General features: G+C 71.5%; 17 protein-coding genes. 12 read left to right on the plus strand and 5 right to left on the minus strand.

The genetic code is table 11. The features are described 5' to 3' along the window. Positions 1-43 precede the first annotated feature (43 nt). Positions 44-628 carry a pentapeptide repeat-containing protein gene (locus tag L1857_RS06420; protein ID WP_116114980.1) on the plus strand — a complete coding sequence of 195 codons (585 nt, stop codon included), beginning with the start codon at positions 44-46 and terminating at the stop codon, positions 626-628. Between the two features lie 162 nt (positions 629-790). On the opposite strand, the gene L1857_RS06425 is transcribed toward L1857_RS06420, so the two are convergent. Then, positions 791-4408 (minus strand): glycohydrolase toxin TNT-related protein, encoded by a 3618-nt coding sequence (locus L1857_RS06425; RefSeq protein WP_249464651.1) that lies wholly within the window; start codon positions 4406-4408, stop codon positions 791-793. Positions 4409-4570: 162 nt separating this feature from the next. Between L1857_RS06425 and L1857_RS06430 the strand changes: the two genes are divergently transcribed. Both L1857_RS06430 and L1857_RS06435 read left to right on the plus strand, forming a co-directional pair. Continuing rightward, positions 4571-5437, plus strand: a complete 867-nt coding sequence (locus tag L1857_RS06430) for a bifunctional methylenetetrahydrofolate dehydrogenase/methenyltetrahydrofolate cyclohydrolase (protein ID WP_205413306.1) — start codon at positions 4571-4573, stop codon at positions 5435-5437. Further along, positions 5418-5714 (plus strand): DUF3017 domain-containing protein, encoded by a 297-nt coding sequence (locus L1857_RS06435; RefSeq protein ID WP_094003999.1) that lies wholly within the window; start codon positions 5418-5420, stop codon positions 5712-5714. Before L1857_RS06430 ends, L1857_RS06435 begins: the two co-directional genes overlap by 20 nt. A gap of 2 nt (positions 5715-5716) precedes the next feature. Here L1857_RS06435 and L1857_RS06440 read toward each other — a convergent pair whose 3' ends face one another. After that, positions 5717-6892, minus strand: a complete 1176-nt coding sequence (locus L1857_RS06440; protein WP_094004000.1) for an MFS transporter — start codon at positions 6890-6892, stop codon at positions 5717-5719. Positions 6893-7057: 165 nt separating this feature from the next. Next, positions 7058-7258: a DUF1918 domain-containing protein gene (locus L1857_RS06445; RefSeq protein ID WP_094004040.1), complete on the minus strand. Its 201-nt coding sequence runs from the start codon at positions 7256-7258 to the stop codon at positions 7058-7060. A gap of 135 nt (positions 7259-7393) precedes the next feature. Here L1857_RS06445 and L1857_RS06450 point away from each other — a divergent pair, with 135 nt between their 5' ends. Further along, the gene (locus L1857_RS06450) at positions 7394-7654 is read left to right on the plus strand and encodes a Prokaryotic metallothionein (protein WP_094004001.1); all 261 of its coding nucleotides are present in this window, start codon (positions 7394-7396) and stop codon (positions 7652-7654) included. On the opposite strand, the gene L1857_RS06455 is transcribed toward L1857_RS06450, so the two are convergent. Next, on the minus strand, positions 7655-8227 hold the full coding sequence (locus L1857_RS06455) for an HhH-GPD-type base excision DNA repair protein (protein ID WP_094004002.1): 573 nt from the start codon (positions 8225-8227) through the stop codon (positions 7655-7657). It abuts the gene before it with no gap. 190 nt (positions 8228-8417) lie between these two features. Between L1857_RS06455 and L1857_RS06460 the strand changes: the two genes are divergently transcribed. The 4 genes from L1857_RS06460 to L1857_RS06475 all read left to right on the plus strand — a co-directional run bounded on the left by L1857_RS06460 (position 8418) and on the right by L1857_RS06475 (position 11183). Continuing rightward, the gene (locus L1857_RS06460) at positions 8418-9641 is read left to right on the plus strand and encodes an NADP-dependent isocitrate dehydrogenase (protein ID WP_094004003.1); all 1224 of its coding nucleotides are present in this window, start codon (positions 8418-8420) and stop codon (positions 9639-9641) included. A gap of 278 nt (positions 9642-9919) precedes the next feature. Beyond that, positions 9920-10111 (plus strand): hypothetical protein, encoded by a 192-nt coding sequence (locus L1857_RS06465; RefSeq protein ID WP_116111530.1) that lies wholly within the window; start codon positions 9920-9922, stop codon positions 10109-10111. A 12-nt stretch (positions 10112-10123) separates the two neighbouring features. Beyond that, positions 10124-10771, plus strand: coding sequence for a hypothetical protein (locus L1857_RS06470; protein ID WP_249464653.1), 648 nt, complete (start codon positions 10124-10126; stop codon positions 10769-10771). A gap of 94 nt (positions 10772-10865) precedes the next feature. Further along, positions 10866-11183: an SH3 domain-containing protein gene (locus tag L1857_RS06475; protein ID WP_094004006.1), complete on the plus strand. Its 318-nt coding sequence runs from the start codon at positions 10866-10868 to the stop codon at positions 11181-11183. A gap of 2 nt (positions 11184-11185) precedes the next feature. Here the strand turns inward: L1857_RS06475 and L1857_RS06480 are convergent, their stop codons facing one another. Next, complete coding sequence (locus tag L1857_RS06480; protein WP_116111528.1) at positions 11186-11920, minus strand: MBL fold metallo-hydrolase; 735 nt, start codon at positions 11918-11920, stop codon at positions 11186-11188. Positions 11921-11958: 38 nt separating this feature from the next. Here L1857_RS06480 and L1857_RS06485 point away from each other — a divergent pair, with 38 nt between their 5' ends. The 4 genes from L1857_RS06485 to trpS all read left to right on the plus strand — a co-directional run bounded on the left by L1857_RS06485 (position 11959) and on the right by trpS (position 15024). Further along, a complete protein-coding gene (locus tag L1857_RS06485; protein ID WP_094004008.1) occupies positions 11959-12774 on the plus strand; it encodes an exodeoxyribonuclease III in 816 nt (271 codons plus the stop codon). Between the two features lie 73 nt (positions 12775-12847). Then, complete coding sequence (locus tag L1857_RS06490; protein ID WP_094004009.1) at positions 12848-13261, plus strand: pyridoxamine 5'-phosphate oxidase family protein; 414 nt, start codon at positions 12848-12850, stop codon at positions 13259-13261. Between the two features lie 300 nt (positions 13262-13561). Beyond that, positions 13562-13864, plus strand: coding sequence for a hypothetical protein (locus L1857_RS06495; RefSeq protein WP_369806764.1), 303 nt, complete (start codon positions 13562-13564; stop codon positions 13862-13864). Between the two features lie 131 nt (positions 13865-13995). Beyond that, positions 13996-15024 carry a tryptophan--tRNA ligase gene (gene trpS, locus L1857_RS06500; protein ID WP_094004011.1) on the plus strand — a complete coding sequence of 343 codons (1029 nt, stop codon included), beginning with the start codon at positions 13996-13998 and terminating at the stop codon, positions 15022-15024. The last annotated feature ends 12 nt before the right edge of the window (positions 15025-15036 follow it).

Genomic DNA, 15036 nt, shown 5'->3' on the forward strand with positions numbered 1-15036 from the left:
GCGGTTTCCTCGGCCCGTGTGGCGGGTGTGATTAGCTCGCCGGATGGAGATCGCCGAGGACTACCGGGACGCCGTTCTGCCGGGGAGCACGTGGGAGAAGCGGCAGTTCAGCCGGTGCGATTTCAGCGGCGCGGACCTGCGCCGGCTGGTCACGCAGGGCTGCACCTTCGACGAGTGCGACTTCTCGGGCGCGGACCTGGGGGAGTCTCGGCACCAGGCTTCGGCGTTCCGGTCGTGCGTCTTCGACCGGACGGTGCTGGCGGACAGTTCGTGGAGCGGGTGCTCGTTGCTCGGATCGTCCTTCGTGGACGGTGGGTTGCGCGGGATGTCCGTGCGGGACAGCGATTTCTCGCTGGCGAACTTCAGCCGGGCGAACCTGCGGCGCCGGGCGCTGTCCGGGTTGCGGTTCCGGGAGGCCAGTTTCGTGGACGCGAACCTGTCCGAGGCCGACCTGCGGAACAGCGACTTTCGCGGCGCCCGCTTGACGGGCGCCGACCTGACCGGCGCCGACCTGCGCGGCGCCGAGCTCGACGCGAACGGCCTGGTGCAGGCGAAGCTGCGCGGGGCACGGGTGGATCTGGAAACGGCGGTCACCTTCGCCGCGGCGCACGGTTTGGTGATCGACTGACACTCGCGCGGCTGGTGCACGGCCCGCCGCCGGGGCGCGGTCACGGCGCCCCGGCGGGAGTGGCGTGCGCGCCACGGTCGCGGCAGGCCGCCGGGCGCGGTCACCTCGCCGGGCTCGGCAGGCGCCACCCCGAGCGGCAAGGTGCCCGTCCCGCGCGAGCGGCTAGTCGATCGGCGGTTCGCCCGGGTCCAGCTCGATCAGGTCGCCCGAGGCGAGCAGGTCCTCGATCGACGCGGGCAGCAGGTACGCCGCGCCGCCGCCGGGCTGGTTGAACCACGGGATCGCGACCCCGGCCAGCGCCTCGATCGGCCGCTGCACCCGGTACACGTGGTACGGCCGGTTCACCCACTCGGGCACCAGCGAACGCTCCTCGAACGGGGTCCCGGCCGCGTAGGTCAGGTTGCCGTTCGGGCCGCCGAAGCGGTCCAGCTCGCTGCCGGCGGGCAGTTCGCGCATCTCCTTGCCGCGGAACAGGGTCAGCGGCGGCTCACCGGGCAGCGGCTGGATCGGCCACTGCTGGTTGCCGCCACCGGACGCGGCCGACGCCGTGGCCACCGCGGGGGCGGGCGCCGCCGGTTCGACCCGTCGCGGCGGCGGTTCCCGTCGCGGGGGAGCGGGCGGGGGCGGCGCGACCGGGGGAGCCAGCATCGTGGGCGGCCCGGCCGGGTCCGGCTCGTCGAGGCGGTCGGACAGAGCCCGCTGCGGCAGGTCGTGCCGCGGCGGCTCGGACGGCTCCTGGGCCGGCGTGCGCGGCACCTCGGTGGCGTCCATCTCCGGCCGCGCGGGCGGCGTGATGCGGCCACCCGGGCTGAGCAGCAGCTTGCCGAGCATGAACGCGGCCGCGTCGTCGGCGTCGCCGAAGACCGCGGGGCTCGTCAGGGTCTCGTCGTACCAGCCGACGCGCCAGCCGTCGTCGACCTTCTCCAGGCTCCAGCCGTGCTCGGCCGGTTCGCCGATGCGGTAGGCCGCGTCCGGCACGCCGAGGTCGGACAGCTTGGCGCGCAGGTTGTCCAGGGCAGGCTCGGTGGGACCGGACGGCGGGGCCACCGGGCGGGCGAGCATGGTCGGCGGGCCGTCGGGCGCCGGACGCCCACCGCGCGGCCCCGGCCCGGCGAAGGCCGGTGCCCCCTGCGGAGCGAAGCCGCCCGGCGCGGACCCGAAGCCCCGTGCTTCCGGAGCGGCCTCATGACCCACGAGGCCCTCCGGCCCCTCCTCACTGGCGAAGGCACGCTGGTCACGGCCTTCCTGGCCGGTGAACCCGCGCGGGTCGCGGCCCTCCGGACCGGCGAAGCCGCGTGGGCCGGGGCCCTCCTGACCGGCGAAGTCGCGGTGGTCGGGGCCTCCCTGGCCGGCGATGCCGCGTTGGTCGGGGTCCTCCTGATCGGCGAAGCCGCGTGGGCCGGGTCCCTCCTGACCGGCGAAGTCGCGGTGGTCGGGGCCTCCCTGGCCGGCGATGCCGCGTTGGTCGGGGTCCTCCTGATCGGCGAAGCCGTGCTGGCTGGGGCTTCCCTGTCCGGTGAAGGCGCGCTGGCCGGGGCTTTCCGGACCGGTGAAGCCGCGTTGGTCGGGGCCTTCCTGGTCGGCGAAGCCGTGCTGGTCGGAGCCTCCCTGGCCGGTGAAGCCGCGTTGGTCGGGGCCTTCCTGGTCGGCGATGCCGTACTGCTCCCGGCCTTCCGGGCCGGCGAACGCGCGCCGGCCTTCCGGGGCCTCCGCGGCGAAGCCCTCCGGACGGCGGACGTCCGCCTGCCCGGCCGCGCCACGGCCTTCCGGCGCCAAGCGTTCCGGAGCGCGGGGATCGAACCCGGCCACGGTTGCCTGCCCGGCGAGCCCCTCCTGCGCCGCGGAGTGCTGGCCGCGCCCCTCCGGGGCGGCCTGCTCCTGCCCGGCGAACCCCCCTTGGCCGCGGGAGCGTTCACGAGGCTCGGGGCCCTCCTGGGCGGTCAGGCCGTGCTGGCCCCGGCCCTCCGGGGTTTCCTGGCCGGTGAACGCGCGCTGGCCGGGCCCTTCCGTGCCGTCGGGCCTGGGGCGCCGCTCCGGCGCTTCGGGGCCGCCGAAGCCACGCTCGCCACCCTCCTGGCCTTCCGGGCTCTCGGGCTCGGCGAATCGGCGCTGGCCGCGTCGCTCCGGCGCCTCCGCGGCGAAGCCGCGCTCGCCGGGACCTTCCGGGCCATGCTGGCCGCCGAAGTCGCGCTGGCCGCGCCCCTCGGGGGCCTCCGCGGCGAAGCGCGCCTCCGGGCCTTCCGGGCTGTAGCCGTGCTGCCCCCGGCCCTCGGTGCCGAAGCGCTCCGGGCCGCGTGCCTCTGGGCCCTCCTGACTGAACCCACCCTGGCCCGGCCCCTCGGGGGCCTCCGCGCCGAAGCGCGCCTCCGAGCCTTCCGGGCTGTAGCCGTGCTGCCCGTGCTCGGCACCGAACCGCTCCGGGCCGCGTGCCTCCGCGCCCTCCTGGCTGAAGCCGCGCTCGGCGCCGAAGCGCTCTGCGCCACGCGCCTCCGGCCCCTCCTGGCCGTAGCCGTGCTGGCCGGGCCCCTCGGCGCCGAACCGCTCCGGGCCGCGCGCCTCCGCGCCTTCCTGCGCGGCGTAGGCCTCGCGACCGTCCCAGCCGCGGCCCTCCGTCGGCTCCTCGTCCGCGGCGGCCACGCGCTCCTGTCCCGCAAAACCGCCCGGCTCACCGCCGACACCGTCGCGCGGCTCCCACGTCCGCCCGTCCGCACCACCGCGCGGCTCGTCGGCGAACGCTTCTCGTGCGTCCCACGTCCGCGTCTCATCCCCGGCGTCCTCGGCCGAAGCCGAAGCCGACCCCGGCTCCGCGTCCTGCACCGCCGGCTGCACCAGCATCGTCGGCGGCCCGGCCTCCGGGTCGATCACCGGCGTCAGCGTGGTCGGCTGCTCGACGGCCGCCTCCGGCGCGGGCTCGGCAGGCGGCGGCGCCTGCTCCGGCACCCGGCGCGCCGGCTGAGCGGGCCCCCGGCTCAGGTACGCGCCCGCGGCCTGCACGGTCTGCTCCGGTACCTCGGGCAGCGTGTGCCCGTGGCCGGCGATGTGCGCGACCAGCTCGGCTTCCGGCGCGACGCCGTACTCCTGCAGGTAGTAGTTGACCGCCGCCGGCCAGATCCACACCCCGTCGGTGTGGAAGGCCACCGGCACGGTCGCCGCGGGCTGCTGCGCCAGCCGGTCCAGGTCGAACCCGCGCTCGGCCCGCACGACCGGCGCGTTGTTCAGGTACTCGAGCACCCGCTGCTGCTCGTCGGCGTCCAGCTCCGGGCGGTTGAGCACCGGGCGGCCGCTGGGCTCGTGGCCGTCGAAGATCCGGGCGATCCGGAAGCGCGGGCCGGGCTGCTCGGGCGCGAGACCGGCCATCCGGCGCATCAGCCACTCCGGGACGTTGTCCTCCGAGCGCGGGAACATCCTCAGCTCGTCCGCGTACGCCTGCGGCGGGGGCATCAGGTCCCACCGCGGCTCGTCGCGGTCGTACTCCAGGTTGTAGCTCGATGGGTGGTCGAGCTGGTAACGCGCGTTGAACCAGGTGCCGCGGCCCTCGCGGTACATCCCGGCCCGCAACCGGCCGAACAGCGTGGCGATGTCGTGGGTGGCCATCCACTCCTGGGCCGACCCGTCCTCGAGCAGGACCTCACCGGACAGCTCGTGGTAGCGGCCGACCGCCCGGTAGGTCGCGGTCACCCGCCGCCAGTCCCGCGGAGCGGCCCGCAGCAGGGCCAGTCCGATCTGCTTGACCAGTGTGTCCTGCTCGGTCGCGTTCAGCTGGGTCGTCGGTTGCGCCACCAGGCCATTTTGACTGGTCACCGATCCGATTGCACACCGCCCGCACCGATAGGGGCAATGACCAGTGCAGATACATCAATCGAGGTACTAAGCGTTTCAACGGAACTACCCATAGTGTCCTCCGCCGTCCTCGCGTGAGGCCGAGTTCATTCCTTTGCCAGAATGGAAGCCGTGACTGCGACGGTTCTCGACGGCAAAGCGACCAAGAACGCCATCTTCGACGAGCTCAAGCCGCGGGTGGCCGCCCTGGCCGAGCGCGGCGTGACGCCCGGGCTGGGAACCGTCCTGGTCGGCGACGACCCGGGCTCCCACTCCTACGTCCGGATGAAGCACGCGGACAGCGCGAAGATCGGCGTCAACTCGATCCGCCGCGACCTGCCCGGCGACATCAGCCAGGACAAGCTCGAGGCCGTCATCGACGAGCTCAACGCCGACCCGGCCTGCCACGGCTACATCGTCCAGCTCCCGCTGCCCAGGCACCTCGACGCGGGCCGCATCCTGGAGCGCATCGCGCCGGAGAAGGACGCCGACGGTCTCGCCCCGGTCAGCCTCGGCCGGCTGGTGCTCAACGAGGCCGGGCCGCTGCCCTGCACGCCGTACGGGATCCTCGAACTGCTCAAGCGCCACGACGTGCCGATCGCCGGCGCGAACGTCACCGTCGTCGGCCGCGGCGTCACCGTGGGCCGCACGATGGGCCTGCTGCTGACCCGCCGCAGCGAGAACGCCACCGTGACGCTGTGCCACACCGGCACCCGCGACCTGGCGGCCGAGGTCAAGCGCGCGGACATCGTGATCGCCGCCGCCGGCGTGCCGCACCTGATCAAGCCGGACATGGTCAAGCCGGGCGCGGCGGTGCTCGACGTGGGCGTCTCGCACGTCGACGGCAAGCTCACCGGTGACGTGGACCCGGCGGTCGCCGAGGTCGCCGGATGGCTGTCGCCGAACCCCGGCGGGGTGGGCCCGATGACCCGGGCGATGCTGGTCACCAACGTCGTCGAGGCGGCCGAGCGTGCACTCGCCACGGCGTAACCGCGCGGCCGTCCTGGAACAGCTCCCGTTCGCCCTGGTGATGCTGCTGGTGGCGATCGCCGGGCTGCGGATCTGGCAGTACCACTGGCGGCAGGGCGCCGCGATCATCGGCGGCGCCCTGCTCGTGGCGGCGGTACTGCGGGCCGTCCTGCCGGACGTGCGGGCCGGCCTGCTGGCCATCCGCGGCCGCCCGGTGGACGTCCTCAGCTACGCCGGGCTCGGCGTGCTCATCCTCTTCCTGGCCTTCACGATCACCGACGGACCGTTCGGCACCTGAGGTCAGGCCTCGGCCATCGCCGGGGTCCGGGCGGCTTCGCGGCGGTCCAGCGAACCGGACACCACGGCGATCGTCAGGCCCACGATGGCCAGGCCCGCGCCGACCCAGTTCGGCGAGACCAGGCCGAGCCCGCCGGCGATGACCAGGCCGCCCAGGTAGGCGCCGATCGAGTTGGCGACGTTGAACGCCGACTGCACCGCGGCCGACACCATCGACGGCGCCCCACCGGCCTTGACCATGACGCGGGTCTGCATCATCGGGCCGATCATGAACCCGGCGATGCCGACCAGGAAGATCGTGATCGCGGCGCCGATCTTGTCGTGCGCGGTGACGGTGAAGATCGCCAGCACCGCGGCCAGCGCGAGCAGCGCGACGTACAGGCTCGGCATCAGCGCCTTGTCGGCCAGCCGCCCGCCGAGCAGGTTGCCGATGGTCATCCCGACACCGGCCAGCGCGAGCAGCAGGGTCACGGCCTGCGGGTCGTAGCCGGCGACGTCGGTCATCATCGGCGTCACGTAGGACAGGCAGGCGAACACGCCGCCCAGCCCGAAGGTCACGATCGCCAGTGCCAGCCACACCTGCGGGCGGCGGAAGGCGCCCAGCTCGCCGCGCAGCGACGGCGACTCCGGACGGCCCTGGTGCGGCACCAGCTTCGCGATCGCCAGCACGGCGACCAGGCCGATCAGCGCGACGACACCGAAGGTGAACCGCCAGCCGACCTGCTGGCCGAGCAGCGTGCCCAGCGGCACGCCCACGACGTTGGCCAGGGTCAGGCCGAGGAACATCATCGACACGGCCTTCGCGCGGTCGCCGGGTTCGACGAGGCTCGACGCCACGACCGCGCCGGCGCCGAAGAACGCGCCGTGCGGCAGTCCGGCGAGGAACCGGAAGACCACGCCGAACTCCTGGTTCGGCGCGACGGCGAACAGCAGGTTGCCCGCCGTGAACAGCGCCATCATCGCCAGCAGCATCGTCTTGCGCGGCAGCCGCACGGCGACCGCGGTCAGCAGCGGCGCCCCGACGACCACGCCGAGCGCGTAGGCGGAGATGAGGTGGCCCGCGGTCGGGATGTCCACCCCGAACGTCGCGGCCGTCTGCGGAAGGACACCCATCATGACGAATTCCGTGGTGCCGATACCGAAGGCACCGACGGCGAGCGCGAGCAGCGCGATGGGCACGGTACTCCTTTCGAGGATGTCTGCATCGATACAGTCACGAGGCATGAATAAGGACAGCCCATCGCCGTCCATGGCGGCACGAGCTGTCCGTCAACCAGTCTCAACCAGGCGGGGGCTCGTTGTCATCCCGCTACCCGGGTGACCATTCCCACGTAACGCGCCTGGTCAGGCGTTGTTTTCCTGCTGGTCGTGACTGACCTCGCAGTCCGAGCCGGGGAAGATCAGGCCTTCGTGGCCGTCGGCGAAGCGGACGAGGTAGGGCGGTCCGCCGTTCTCCCCGCGGACTTCGACGATCTCGCCGCGCTGTTCGGCCGCCCCGACGGTGCGACCGTGGACGAGGATCCGGTCTCCTACGGCTGCGTGCATCATCGACCACCTCCGCGGGAACCAGGGTAAATCGGACGACCGGCAATTGTCACCGGACGGGAATTGATCAAGTTGCCGGGTATCCGGGAGGCGAGCAGGCTTCGATTCATCCCGACGCGAAAAGGAGTTCCGACGATGGCTACCTGCGTGGTCTGCGGAAACGACTACTGGATGTCCTTCGAGGTCCGGACGGTCAGCGGGGACACCTACACGTTCGACAGCATCGAATGCGCGGCGCAGAAAATCGCCCCGTCGTGTGAGCACTGCGGATGCCGGATCCTCGGGCACGGCGTCGAGGTCGAGGGCCGGTTCTTCTGCTGCGCGCACTGCGCGCGGGGCAGCGGTTCGGGGCTGGGCGCCGAAATCCGCGACACGGTCGGCGCCCACCCCGGCTGATCAGCTCTTCGCGGCGGCCTTGGCGGCTTTCTTGAAGGCGCGGACCTCGGCGAGGGTCTCCGGGCTGACGACGTCGGCGATCGAGCGGCGCGAGCCGTCCTCGCCGTAGGCGCCGGCGGCCTCGCGCCAGCCCTCGGGCTGGACCCCGCGCTGCTTGCCGAGCAACGCGAGGAAGATCCGGGCCTTCTGGTCGCCGTAGCCGGGCAGCTCCTTGAGGCGGCGCAGGACCTCCTTGCCGTCCGGTTTGCCCTGCTTCCAGATGCGGTCGGTCTTGCCGTCGTAGTGCTCCACGATGTGGTTGGCGAGCGCGTGCACGCGGCGCGCCATGGAGCCGCCGTACCGGTGGATGGCCGGCGGGGTCACGCACAGCTCGACGAACTCGTCGAGGTCGGACTCGGCGATCTTGCGCACGTCGAAGCCGTCCATGCGGTCGGCGATCTTCTTGGGCCCGATGAACGCCGTCTCCATGGCGATCTGCTGGTCCAGGAGCATGCCCGTGAGGAGGGCGAACGGGTCCGCGGAGAGGAGGGCGTCCGCGTCGGGGTCACCGGTGAGACGGAGCTTCTTCGGCATGGGCCAATAGTGACACCCGCGTGGGACGGCCCGCACTCCCGAGCGGGGCCGTGACTTCGGCCACTTCCGGCCTTTGCGAGACTGAGGTACGTCACCACTTAAGGCGTTGGTCGCTCAATAGCAGTACGCTTGTACCGCATAGACGTGCTGCACAGACACGCGCAGATCCGCGAGAGGAGCACCGCGGCTCATGGCCAAGATCAAGGTCGAGGGCACCGTCGTAGAACTCGACGGCGACGAGATGACTCGCATCATCTGGAAGTTCATCAAGGACAAGCTGATCCACCCGTATCTCGACATCAACCTCGAGTACTACGACCTCGGCATCGAGGAGCGGGACCGGACTGACGACCAGGTCACGATCGATTCCGCGAACGCCATCAAGAAGCACGGCGTCGGCGTCAAGTGCGCCACCATCACCCCGGACGAGGCCCGGGTCGAGGAGTTCGGCCTGAAGAAGATGTGGCGGAGCCCCAACGGCACCATCCGCAACATCCTCGGCGGCGTCGTCTTCCGTGAGCCGATCATCATCTCCAACATCCCGCGGCTGGTCCCGGGCTGGACGAAGCCGATCATCATCGGCCGTCACGCGCACGGTGACCAGTACAAGGCCACCGACTTCAAGGTCCCCGGCCCCGGCACGGTGACCATGACGTACGTGCCCGAGGACGGCTCCGAGCCGATCGAGTTCGAGGTCGCCCGCTACCCGGAGGGTGGCGGCGTCGCGATGGGCATGTACAACTACCGCAAGTCGATCGAGGACTTCGCGCGCGCCTCGCTGCAGTACGGCCTGGACCGCGGCATGCCGGTCTACATGTCGACGAAGAACACCATCCTGAAGGCCTACGACGGCATGTTCAAGGACACCTTCCAGGAGATCTTCGACAACGAGTTCAAGGCCGACTTCGACGCCAAGGGCCTGACCTACGAGCACCGCCTGATCGACGACATGGTCGCCGCCTCGCTGAAGTGGGAGGGCGGCTACGTCTGGGCGTGCAAGAACTACGACGGTGACGTGCAGTCCGACACCGTGGCGCAGGGCTTCGGCTCGCTGGGCCTGATGACCTCGGTGCTGCGCACGCCGGACGGCAAGACCGTGGAAGCCGAGGCCGCGCACGGCACGGTCACCCGGCACTACCGCCAGCACCAGCAGGGCAAGCCGACCTCGACGAACCCGATCGCGTCGATCTTCGCGTGGACCCGGGGTCTCGAGCACCGCGGCAAGCTGGACGGCAACTCCGAGCTGGTGGGCTTCGCCAACAAGCTCGAGCAGGTCGTCATCGAGACCGTCGAGAGCGGCAAGATGACCAAGGACCTGGCGCTGCTCGTCGGCAAGGACCAGCCGTTCCAGACGACGGAGGAGTTCCTGGCGACCCTGGACGAGAACCTGGCGGCGAAGATCGCCCAGGGCTGAGTCCGCGTTCTTCCCGGCCACAGCGAGAGGCCCGGTCACCGTTTCGGTGGCCGGGCTTTTCCGTGCCCCGGGCGCGGTGGTACCGGAACTTCTCCTGCGCACGGGTAAGGTGCGGCCGCCGAGGAGCCCGTACCGTCGGGTAACGCCGGAGCAGACGTTCGACGAAGGTGTGTACTCGCTCGACCTCCTCGATCGCGACGATCGAATCTGATGCGCGTCTACCTGGACAGCAGTGCGCTGATCAAGCGGGGGTTCGGGAGGCCGGATCCGGGCGGCTCGTGGACACGATCGACCGGTACCACGACCGGAACGCGCTCCTGGCCGCCTCCTCGTTGGCGTGGATCGAGGTGGCCCGGGCACTCCGGGCACGGTCCGATCTGGACTTCGCGGAAGTGACGGACGATGTCGAGGCCGCGCTGTCCGGGGTGGCGGCGCGTCACAACGGCCTGCGGGCAGTCGCGCCGAGCTGAACCGCGTCGGGTATGACTGCCCTCGTGCAGGTGATCCATCCCGACAACCACGTCTGGACCGTGACGCGCCGGTTCGCGCCGTGGCAGCGTGTCATCCAGCCGGTGAACATCCCGGCCGGCGACTACAAGCGCTACCGGTTCGCGCCGCCGAGGCCGCGGCGCACACCCGCGGAGTGGCGCCACGAACGCCGGGACCAGCGCAAGTCCCAGCACGACCGGGAAATCCGCGGCTGGCAGTGGCTCTACCTCGCGCCGCTGCTGCTGGTCGCCGGGCTCGCCGGGCAGGCTCTCGAAGCGCTCGTCGTGGGCCTGCAGATCCTCGTCTGGCTGGTGCTGCTGCCGTTCGCGCTGCTGGAGGTGATCGCGCTGCTGGTGTGCGGGCTGGTCCTCGGCGCGTTGCGGCTGACCGGCCTGGCGCGGGCGCGCGTCGACGTCGTGTGCCGTGCCGCGGGTGAGCGGATCCTGTCGTTGAGCGTCCTGACCGTGCGCGGGTCCGGCACGGCCGGGCAGCTGGCGAAGGCCCTGTCCGACCACCTGTGGAAGGTGCAGCGCCCGTTCGATCCGTACCGGGACCCGGTCACCGTCGCCCTCCTGAGCCGCGCCGGCACTCACGTGGTGCGGCACCACAGCGTCTGGTCACCGAGCGTGCCCGCGTCGTGACGCCTCTCGGGTGGTTCGCCCGCGCGGCCCTGTCCCGGCTGCTGAAGTGTGGCTACCCTTACCCGGAACGCAAGTGAGCTGGTGAGGAGTTCCCGTGTTCCTGGGCATCCCTAAGCGGGCACTGATCATCGTCGCGATCCTGGCCGGCGTCGGGCTGATCTACCTGATGGGCACCGACAAGCAGGTCTCCGAGGGCGCCACCGGCGGCGGCTCGGCCGGCTGCCGCGTCACGGTGACGGCGGACGTGCTCAACGTGCGGGCCGCCCCGGACACCGGCGCGGACATCGTGGGCAAGTTCAACCAGAACGCCGAGACCGACGCCCAGGCCGAGGTCCAGAACGGGTTCCGCAAGATCGCCGAGAACAAGTGGGCGAAGACGGAGTACCTGCGGCCGGTCAGCGGCAACTGCTGAAGTCACAGCGCCACGACGAGTCCCTCCTCGGCGACGATCACGTCACCGCCGAACGCGGCACGCGCCCGCGTCGCGGAGACCACGCGATCGCTGCCCGGCCAGAAGTGGGTCAGCAACAGCCGGCGGGCGCCCCCGGCCGCCGCCCAGGTCGCCGCCTCCGTGGCGGTCATGACGTTGCGTGGGCTGCCTTCCGGTTCCTCCGGCAGCGTGGCGTCGGCGATGAAGAGGTCGGCGTCGCGCGCGAGTTCGCGTAGCGCTTCGGTGGGGCCGCAGTCGCCGGTGTAAGCCACGGTGAGGCCCGGGGCCGTGAGCCGGACGCCGTAGTCCGGGACGTGGTGCGGCAGCGGGAACGGGGTGAGCGAGAAGGGCCCGATCCGCGCCGGGCGGCCGAGGTCGTGCACGTCGAAGACCGCTGCCGGGTCGGGCCGGGGTTCCAGCGCGCGCAGCACGTCCAGGACGCCGGGTTCGCAGTACAGGGGGATCTTCGGCTCGCCGGCGGCCTCGTAGTGCCGCACGCGGGCGAGAGCGCTCACGTCCACGCAGTGGTCGGGGTGGCGGTGCGTGACGATCACCGCGTCGACCTCGCCCCGCGGGAAGTGCCCGAGCAGCGGGCCGATGGTGCCGTAGCCGAGGTCCAGGACGATCCGGAAACCCTGGTGGGACAGCACGAAGCCGGCGCAGGCGCGGCCCGGTTCCGGCCACGCCCCGCAGCTGCCGAGGACGGTCAGTGCGCTCATGGCGGCAGTGTCCAGGATTGTCGGGGGTGGCAGGTAGCGTGCGTGCCGTGTTCACCGTCTCCACAGTCAACGTCAACGGCATGCGCGCCGCCGCCAAGAAGGGGTTCGTCGAGTGGCTCGCGGCCAGCGGGTCCGACGTGATCCTCTGCCAGGAGGTGCGCGCCGAGGCCGGGCAGCTGCCCAGGGACGTCGTCGCGCCCGAGGGGTGGCACGCGCACCACGCGCCCTCGGCCGTGAAGGGCCGCAACGGCGTCTCGGTCTACAGCCGGGCCGAGCCGTCCGAGGTGCGCGTCGGGTTCGGCGCGGCGGAGTTCGAGGACAGCGGGCGCTACCTCGAGGTGCACCTACCGGGCGTGGTCGTGGCGAGCCTGTACCTGCCCAGCGGTGACGTGGGCACGCCGCGGCAGGAGGAGAAGGAGCGGTTCATGGCCGCGTTCCTGCCCTACCTGGTGGAGTTGCGCGGCAAGGCCGAGGCGGCCGGGTGCGAGGTCGTCGTGGGCGGTGACTGGAACATCGCGCACGCCGAGATCGACCTGAAGAACTGGAAGGGCAACCAGAAGAACTCCGGCTTCCTGCCCGAGGAGCGCGCCTGGATGAGCCGCGTGTTCGGCGAGGCCGGGTACGTGGACGTGCAGCGCAGGCTCGACCCGGAGGGCCCCGGCCCGTACACGTGGTGGTCCTACCGCGGCAAGGCGTTCGACAACGACGCGGGCTGGCGCATCGACTACCTGGTCACCACGCCCGGTCTGGCCGAAACGTGCACGTCGCTGGTGGTGGAGCGGGCGCCGAGCTACGAGCTGCGCTGGTCCGACCACGCCCCGGTGACGGCGACGTTCGACTTTTCCCCGGAATAGCCGGAATGCCCGGATGGGTGCGGGTGTTGACCATGGCACACCGACTGAATGGGGGCAGCTCGTGTCATTCGTGATGACGCCGGCCGAACGTGAATCCTTCCTGGCGGGCGTGCACGTCGCCGTGCTGGCCGTCGAGCGCGACGGCCGGGCGCCGCTGGCCGTGCCGATCTGGTACGACTACCGGCCCGGCGGCGAGGTCCTGCTGTGGATGGATCGCGGTTCGGTGAAGGACAGGCTGGTGCGCAAGGCGGGCCGGCTGACCCTGACCGTGCAGGACGAGAGCTGGCCGTACAAGTACGTGTCCGTCGAGGGCAGCGTCGTGATCAGCGACGAGCCGCCGACGCGGGCGGAGGCCCTCGGGATCGCCTCCCGCTACCTCCCGGAGCCCGACGCGCGGAGCTACGTGGACGGCGCGCTGGGGGAGAACTCGCTGCTGGTCCGGGTGCGCCCGGAGAAGTGGCTGAGCAACGACCAGAGCAAGTCCTGACCGCTCTGCGCGCGGGCGCGACCCGCGCGCAGGGTCGTCCTGTCCCCGCCGATTTCCGCGCACCGAACCGGTTGCCGAGCGGGCTGTGCCGGACGAGCCGTCTGACCGGCGATGATGTCGCGCCGGGGCGCGGGGGTGGAACCCCCGTGTCCCCGGCACTCCGATGGGCGCTACTCTCTGCCCCGCGCGTGATCAAGAACGATCGGCCTTGACACGGTCGGTAGTTTTCACGCTGGCAACGGTCGCCCAATAGGGTGACTGCGACGTTGGAACGGCAGTCTCGTCTCAGGAGGCACACCGGTGCGCAACCGAACAGTGCACGTACTGCGGGCCGGCCTGGTCCTCGCGGTCCTCGCGACCGCGACCACCACCGGCGTCGCCTCGGCGGCACCGGCTTCCCAGGCCGAACCGGCCGGTGTCTCGTTCGGCCTGCTCGGTCCCGTCGGCCTCGCCGCGGTCCTGCTCGGCATCATCGGCATGGCCCTGGGCATCGTGCGCCAGCGCCGCAAGGCCCAGGCGGAGGCGGTCGTCCCGGTCATCGTCGAGACCTGCGAAGAGCCCACGCGCCCGGCTCTGACCCCCTACCGGCGTCCCCAGGTCTGACCCGTCCGCGGTCGGACGGTTACCCGGGCGCCGACGAGCAAAACCCGGAGCGACCGCGATCACAGCGGGCACCGGTCCCGCGGCGGACCTCGCTGCCATCGCCGTCCGCGGCGCCTGCGACAATCCAGGTCGTGTCCGAAGCGCCAGAAACCACCGCCCGCCCGCGCGTGCTGTCCGGGATCCAGCCCACCGCCGACTCGTTCCACCTCGGCAACTACCTCGGTGCCCTGCGCCAGTGGGTGCGCATGCAGGACACGCACGAGACCTTCTACATGGTCGTCGACCTGCACGCGATCACGGTCGAGCAGGACCCGAAGGTGCTGCGGCAGCGCACCCGGGTCTCGGCCGCGCAGCTGCTCGCGCTCGGCGTGGACCCGGAGCGCAGCGCGTTGTTCGTGCAGAGCCAGGTGCCCGAGCACGCGCAGCTGTCCTGGGTGCTGGAGTGCCTGACCGGCTTCGGCGAGGCCAGCCGCATGACGCAGTTCAAGGACAAGGCGGCCAAGCAGGGCACCGACCACGCCAGCGTCGGCCTGTTCACCTACCCCGTGCTGATGGCCGCGGACATCCTGATCTACCAGGCGGACGCGGTGCCGGTGGGTGAGGACCAGCGCCAGCACCTGGAGCTGACTCGCAACCTGGCGCAGCGGTTCAACCAGCGCTTCGGCAAGACGTTCACCGTGCCCGAGCCGCACATCGTGCAGGGCACGGCGAAGATCTACGATCTGCAGGACCCGGCGGTGAAGATGAGCAAGTCGGCGTCTTCGCCGAACGGCATCATCGAGCTGCTGGAGGACCCGAAGCGCTCGGCGAAGAAGATCCGCTCGGCGGTCACCGACACCGGCCGCGAGATCGTGTTCGACCGGGAGAACAAGGCGGGTGTGTCGAACCTGCTGTCGATCTACTCGGCGCTGACCGACCGCACCATCGCCGACTTGGAGGCCGCGTACGCGGGCAAGGGCTACGGCGACCTGAAGAAGGACCTGGCCGAGGTCCTCGTCGAATGGGTCACGCCGATCCAGGAGCGCGTTCAGTCCTATCTGGACGATGTGGCCGAACTGGACAAGATCCTGGCCCGTGGCGCAGAAAAGGCCCGTGCGGTGTCGGCGCGCACGCTGGAGCGGGTGTTCGACCGCGTCGGGTTCCTGCCGCCCGCGAGCTGACGTCCACAATGG

This window comes from Amycolatopsis thermalba, assembly GCF_023376025.1.
GTDB lineage: Bacteria > Actinomycetota > Actinomycetes > Mycobacteriales > Pseudonocardiaceae > Amycolatopsis_E > Amycolatopsis_E thermalba.

Bases quoted from the DNA above. Each gene is read 5' to 3' on its own strand.
- L1857_RS06420 (WP_116114980.1), top strand. From the start codon at position 44: ATGGAGATCGCCGAGGACTACCGGGACGCCGTTCTGCCGGGGAGCACG.
- L1857_RS06430 (WP_205413306.1), top strand. From the start codon at position 4,571: ATGGAAGCCGTGACTGCGACGGTTCTCGACGGCAAAGCGACCAAGAAC.
- L1857_RS06445 (WP_094004040.1), bottom strand. From the start codon at position 7,258: ATGCACGCAGCCGTAGGAGACCGGATCCTCGTCCACGGTCGCACCGTC.
- L1857_RS06450 (WP_094004001.1), top strand. From the start codon at position 7,394: ATGGCTACCTGCGTGGTCTGCGGAAACGACTACTGGATGTCCTTCGAG.
- L1857_RS06455 (WP_094004002.1), bottom strand. From the start codon at position 8,227: ATGCCGAAGAAGCTCCGTCTCACCGGTGACCCCGACGCGGACGCCCTC.
- L1857_RS06460 (WP_094004003.1), top strand. From the start codon at position 8,418: ATGGCCAAGATCAAGGTCGAGGGCACCGTCGTAGAACTCGACGGCGAC.
- L1857_RS06470 (WP_249464653.1), top strand. From the start codon at position 10,124: ATGACTGCCCTCGTGCAGGTGATCCATCCCGACAACCACGTCTGGACC.
- L1857_RS06480 (WP_116111528.1), bottom strand. From the start codon at position 11,920: ATGAGCGCACTGACCGTCCTCGGCAGCTGCGGGGCGTGGCCGGAACCG.
- L1857_RS06490 (WP_094004009.1), top strand. From the start codon at position 12,848: ATGACGCCGGCCGAACGTGAATCCTTCCTGGCGGGCGTGCACGTCGCC.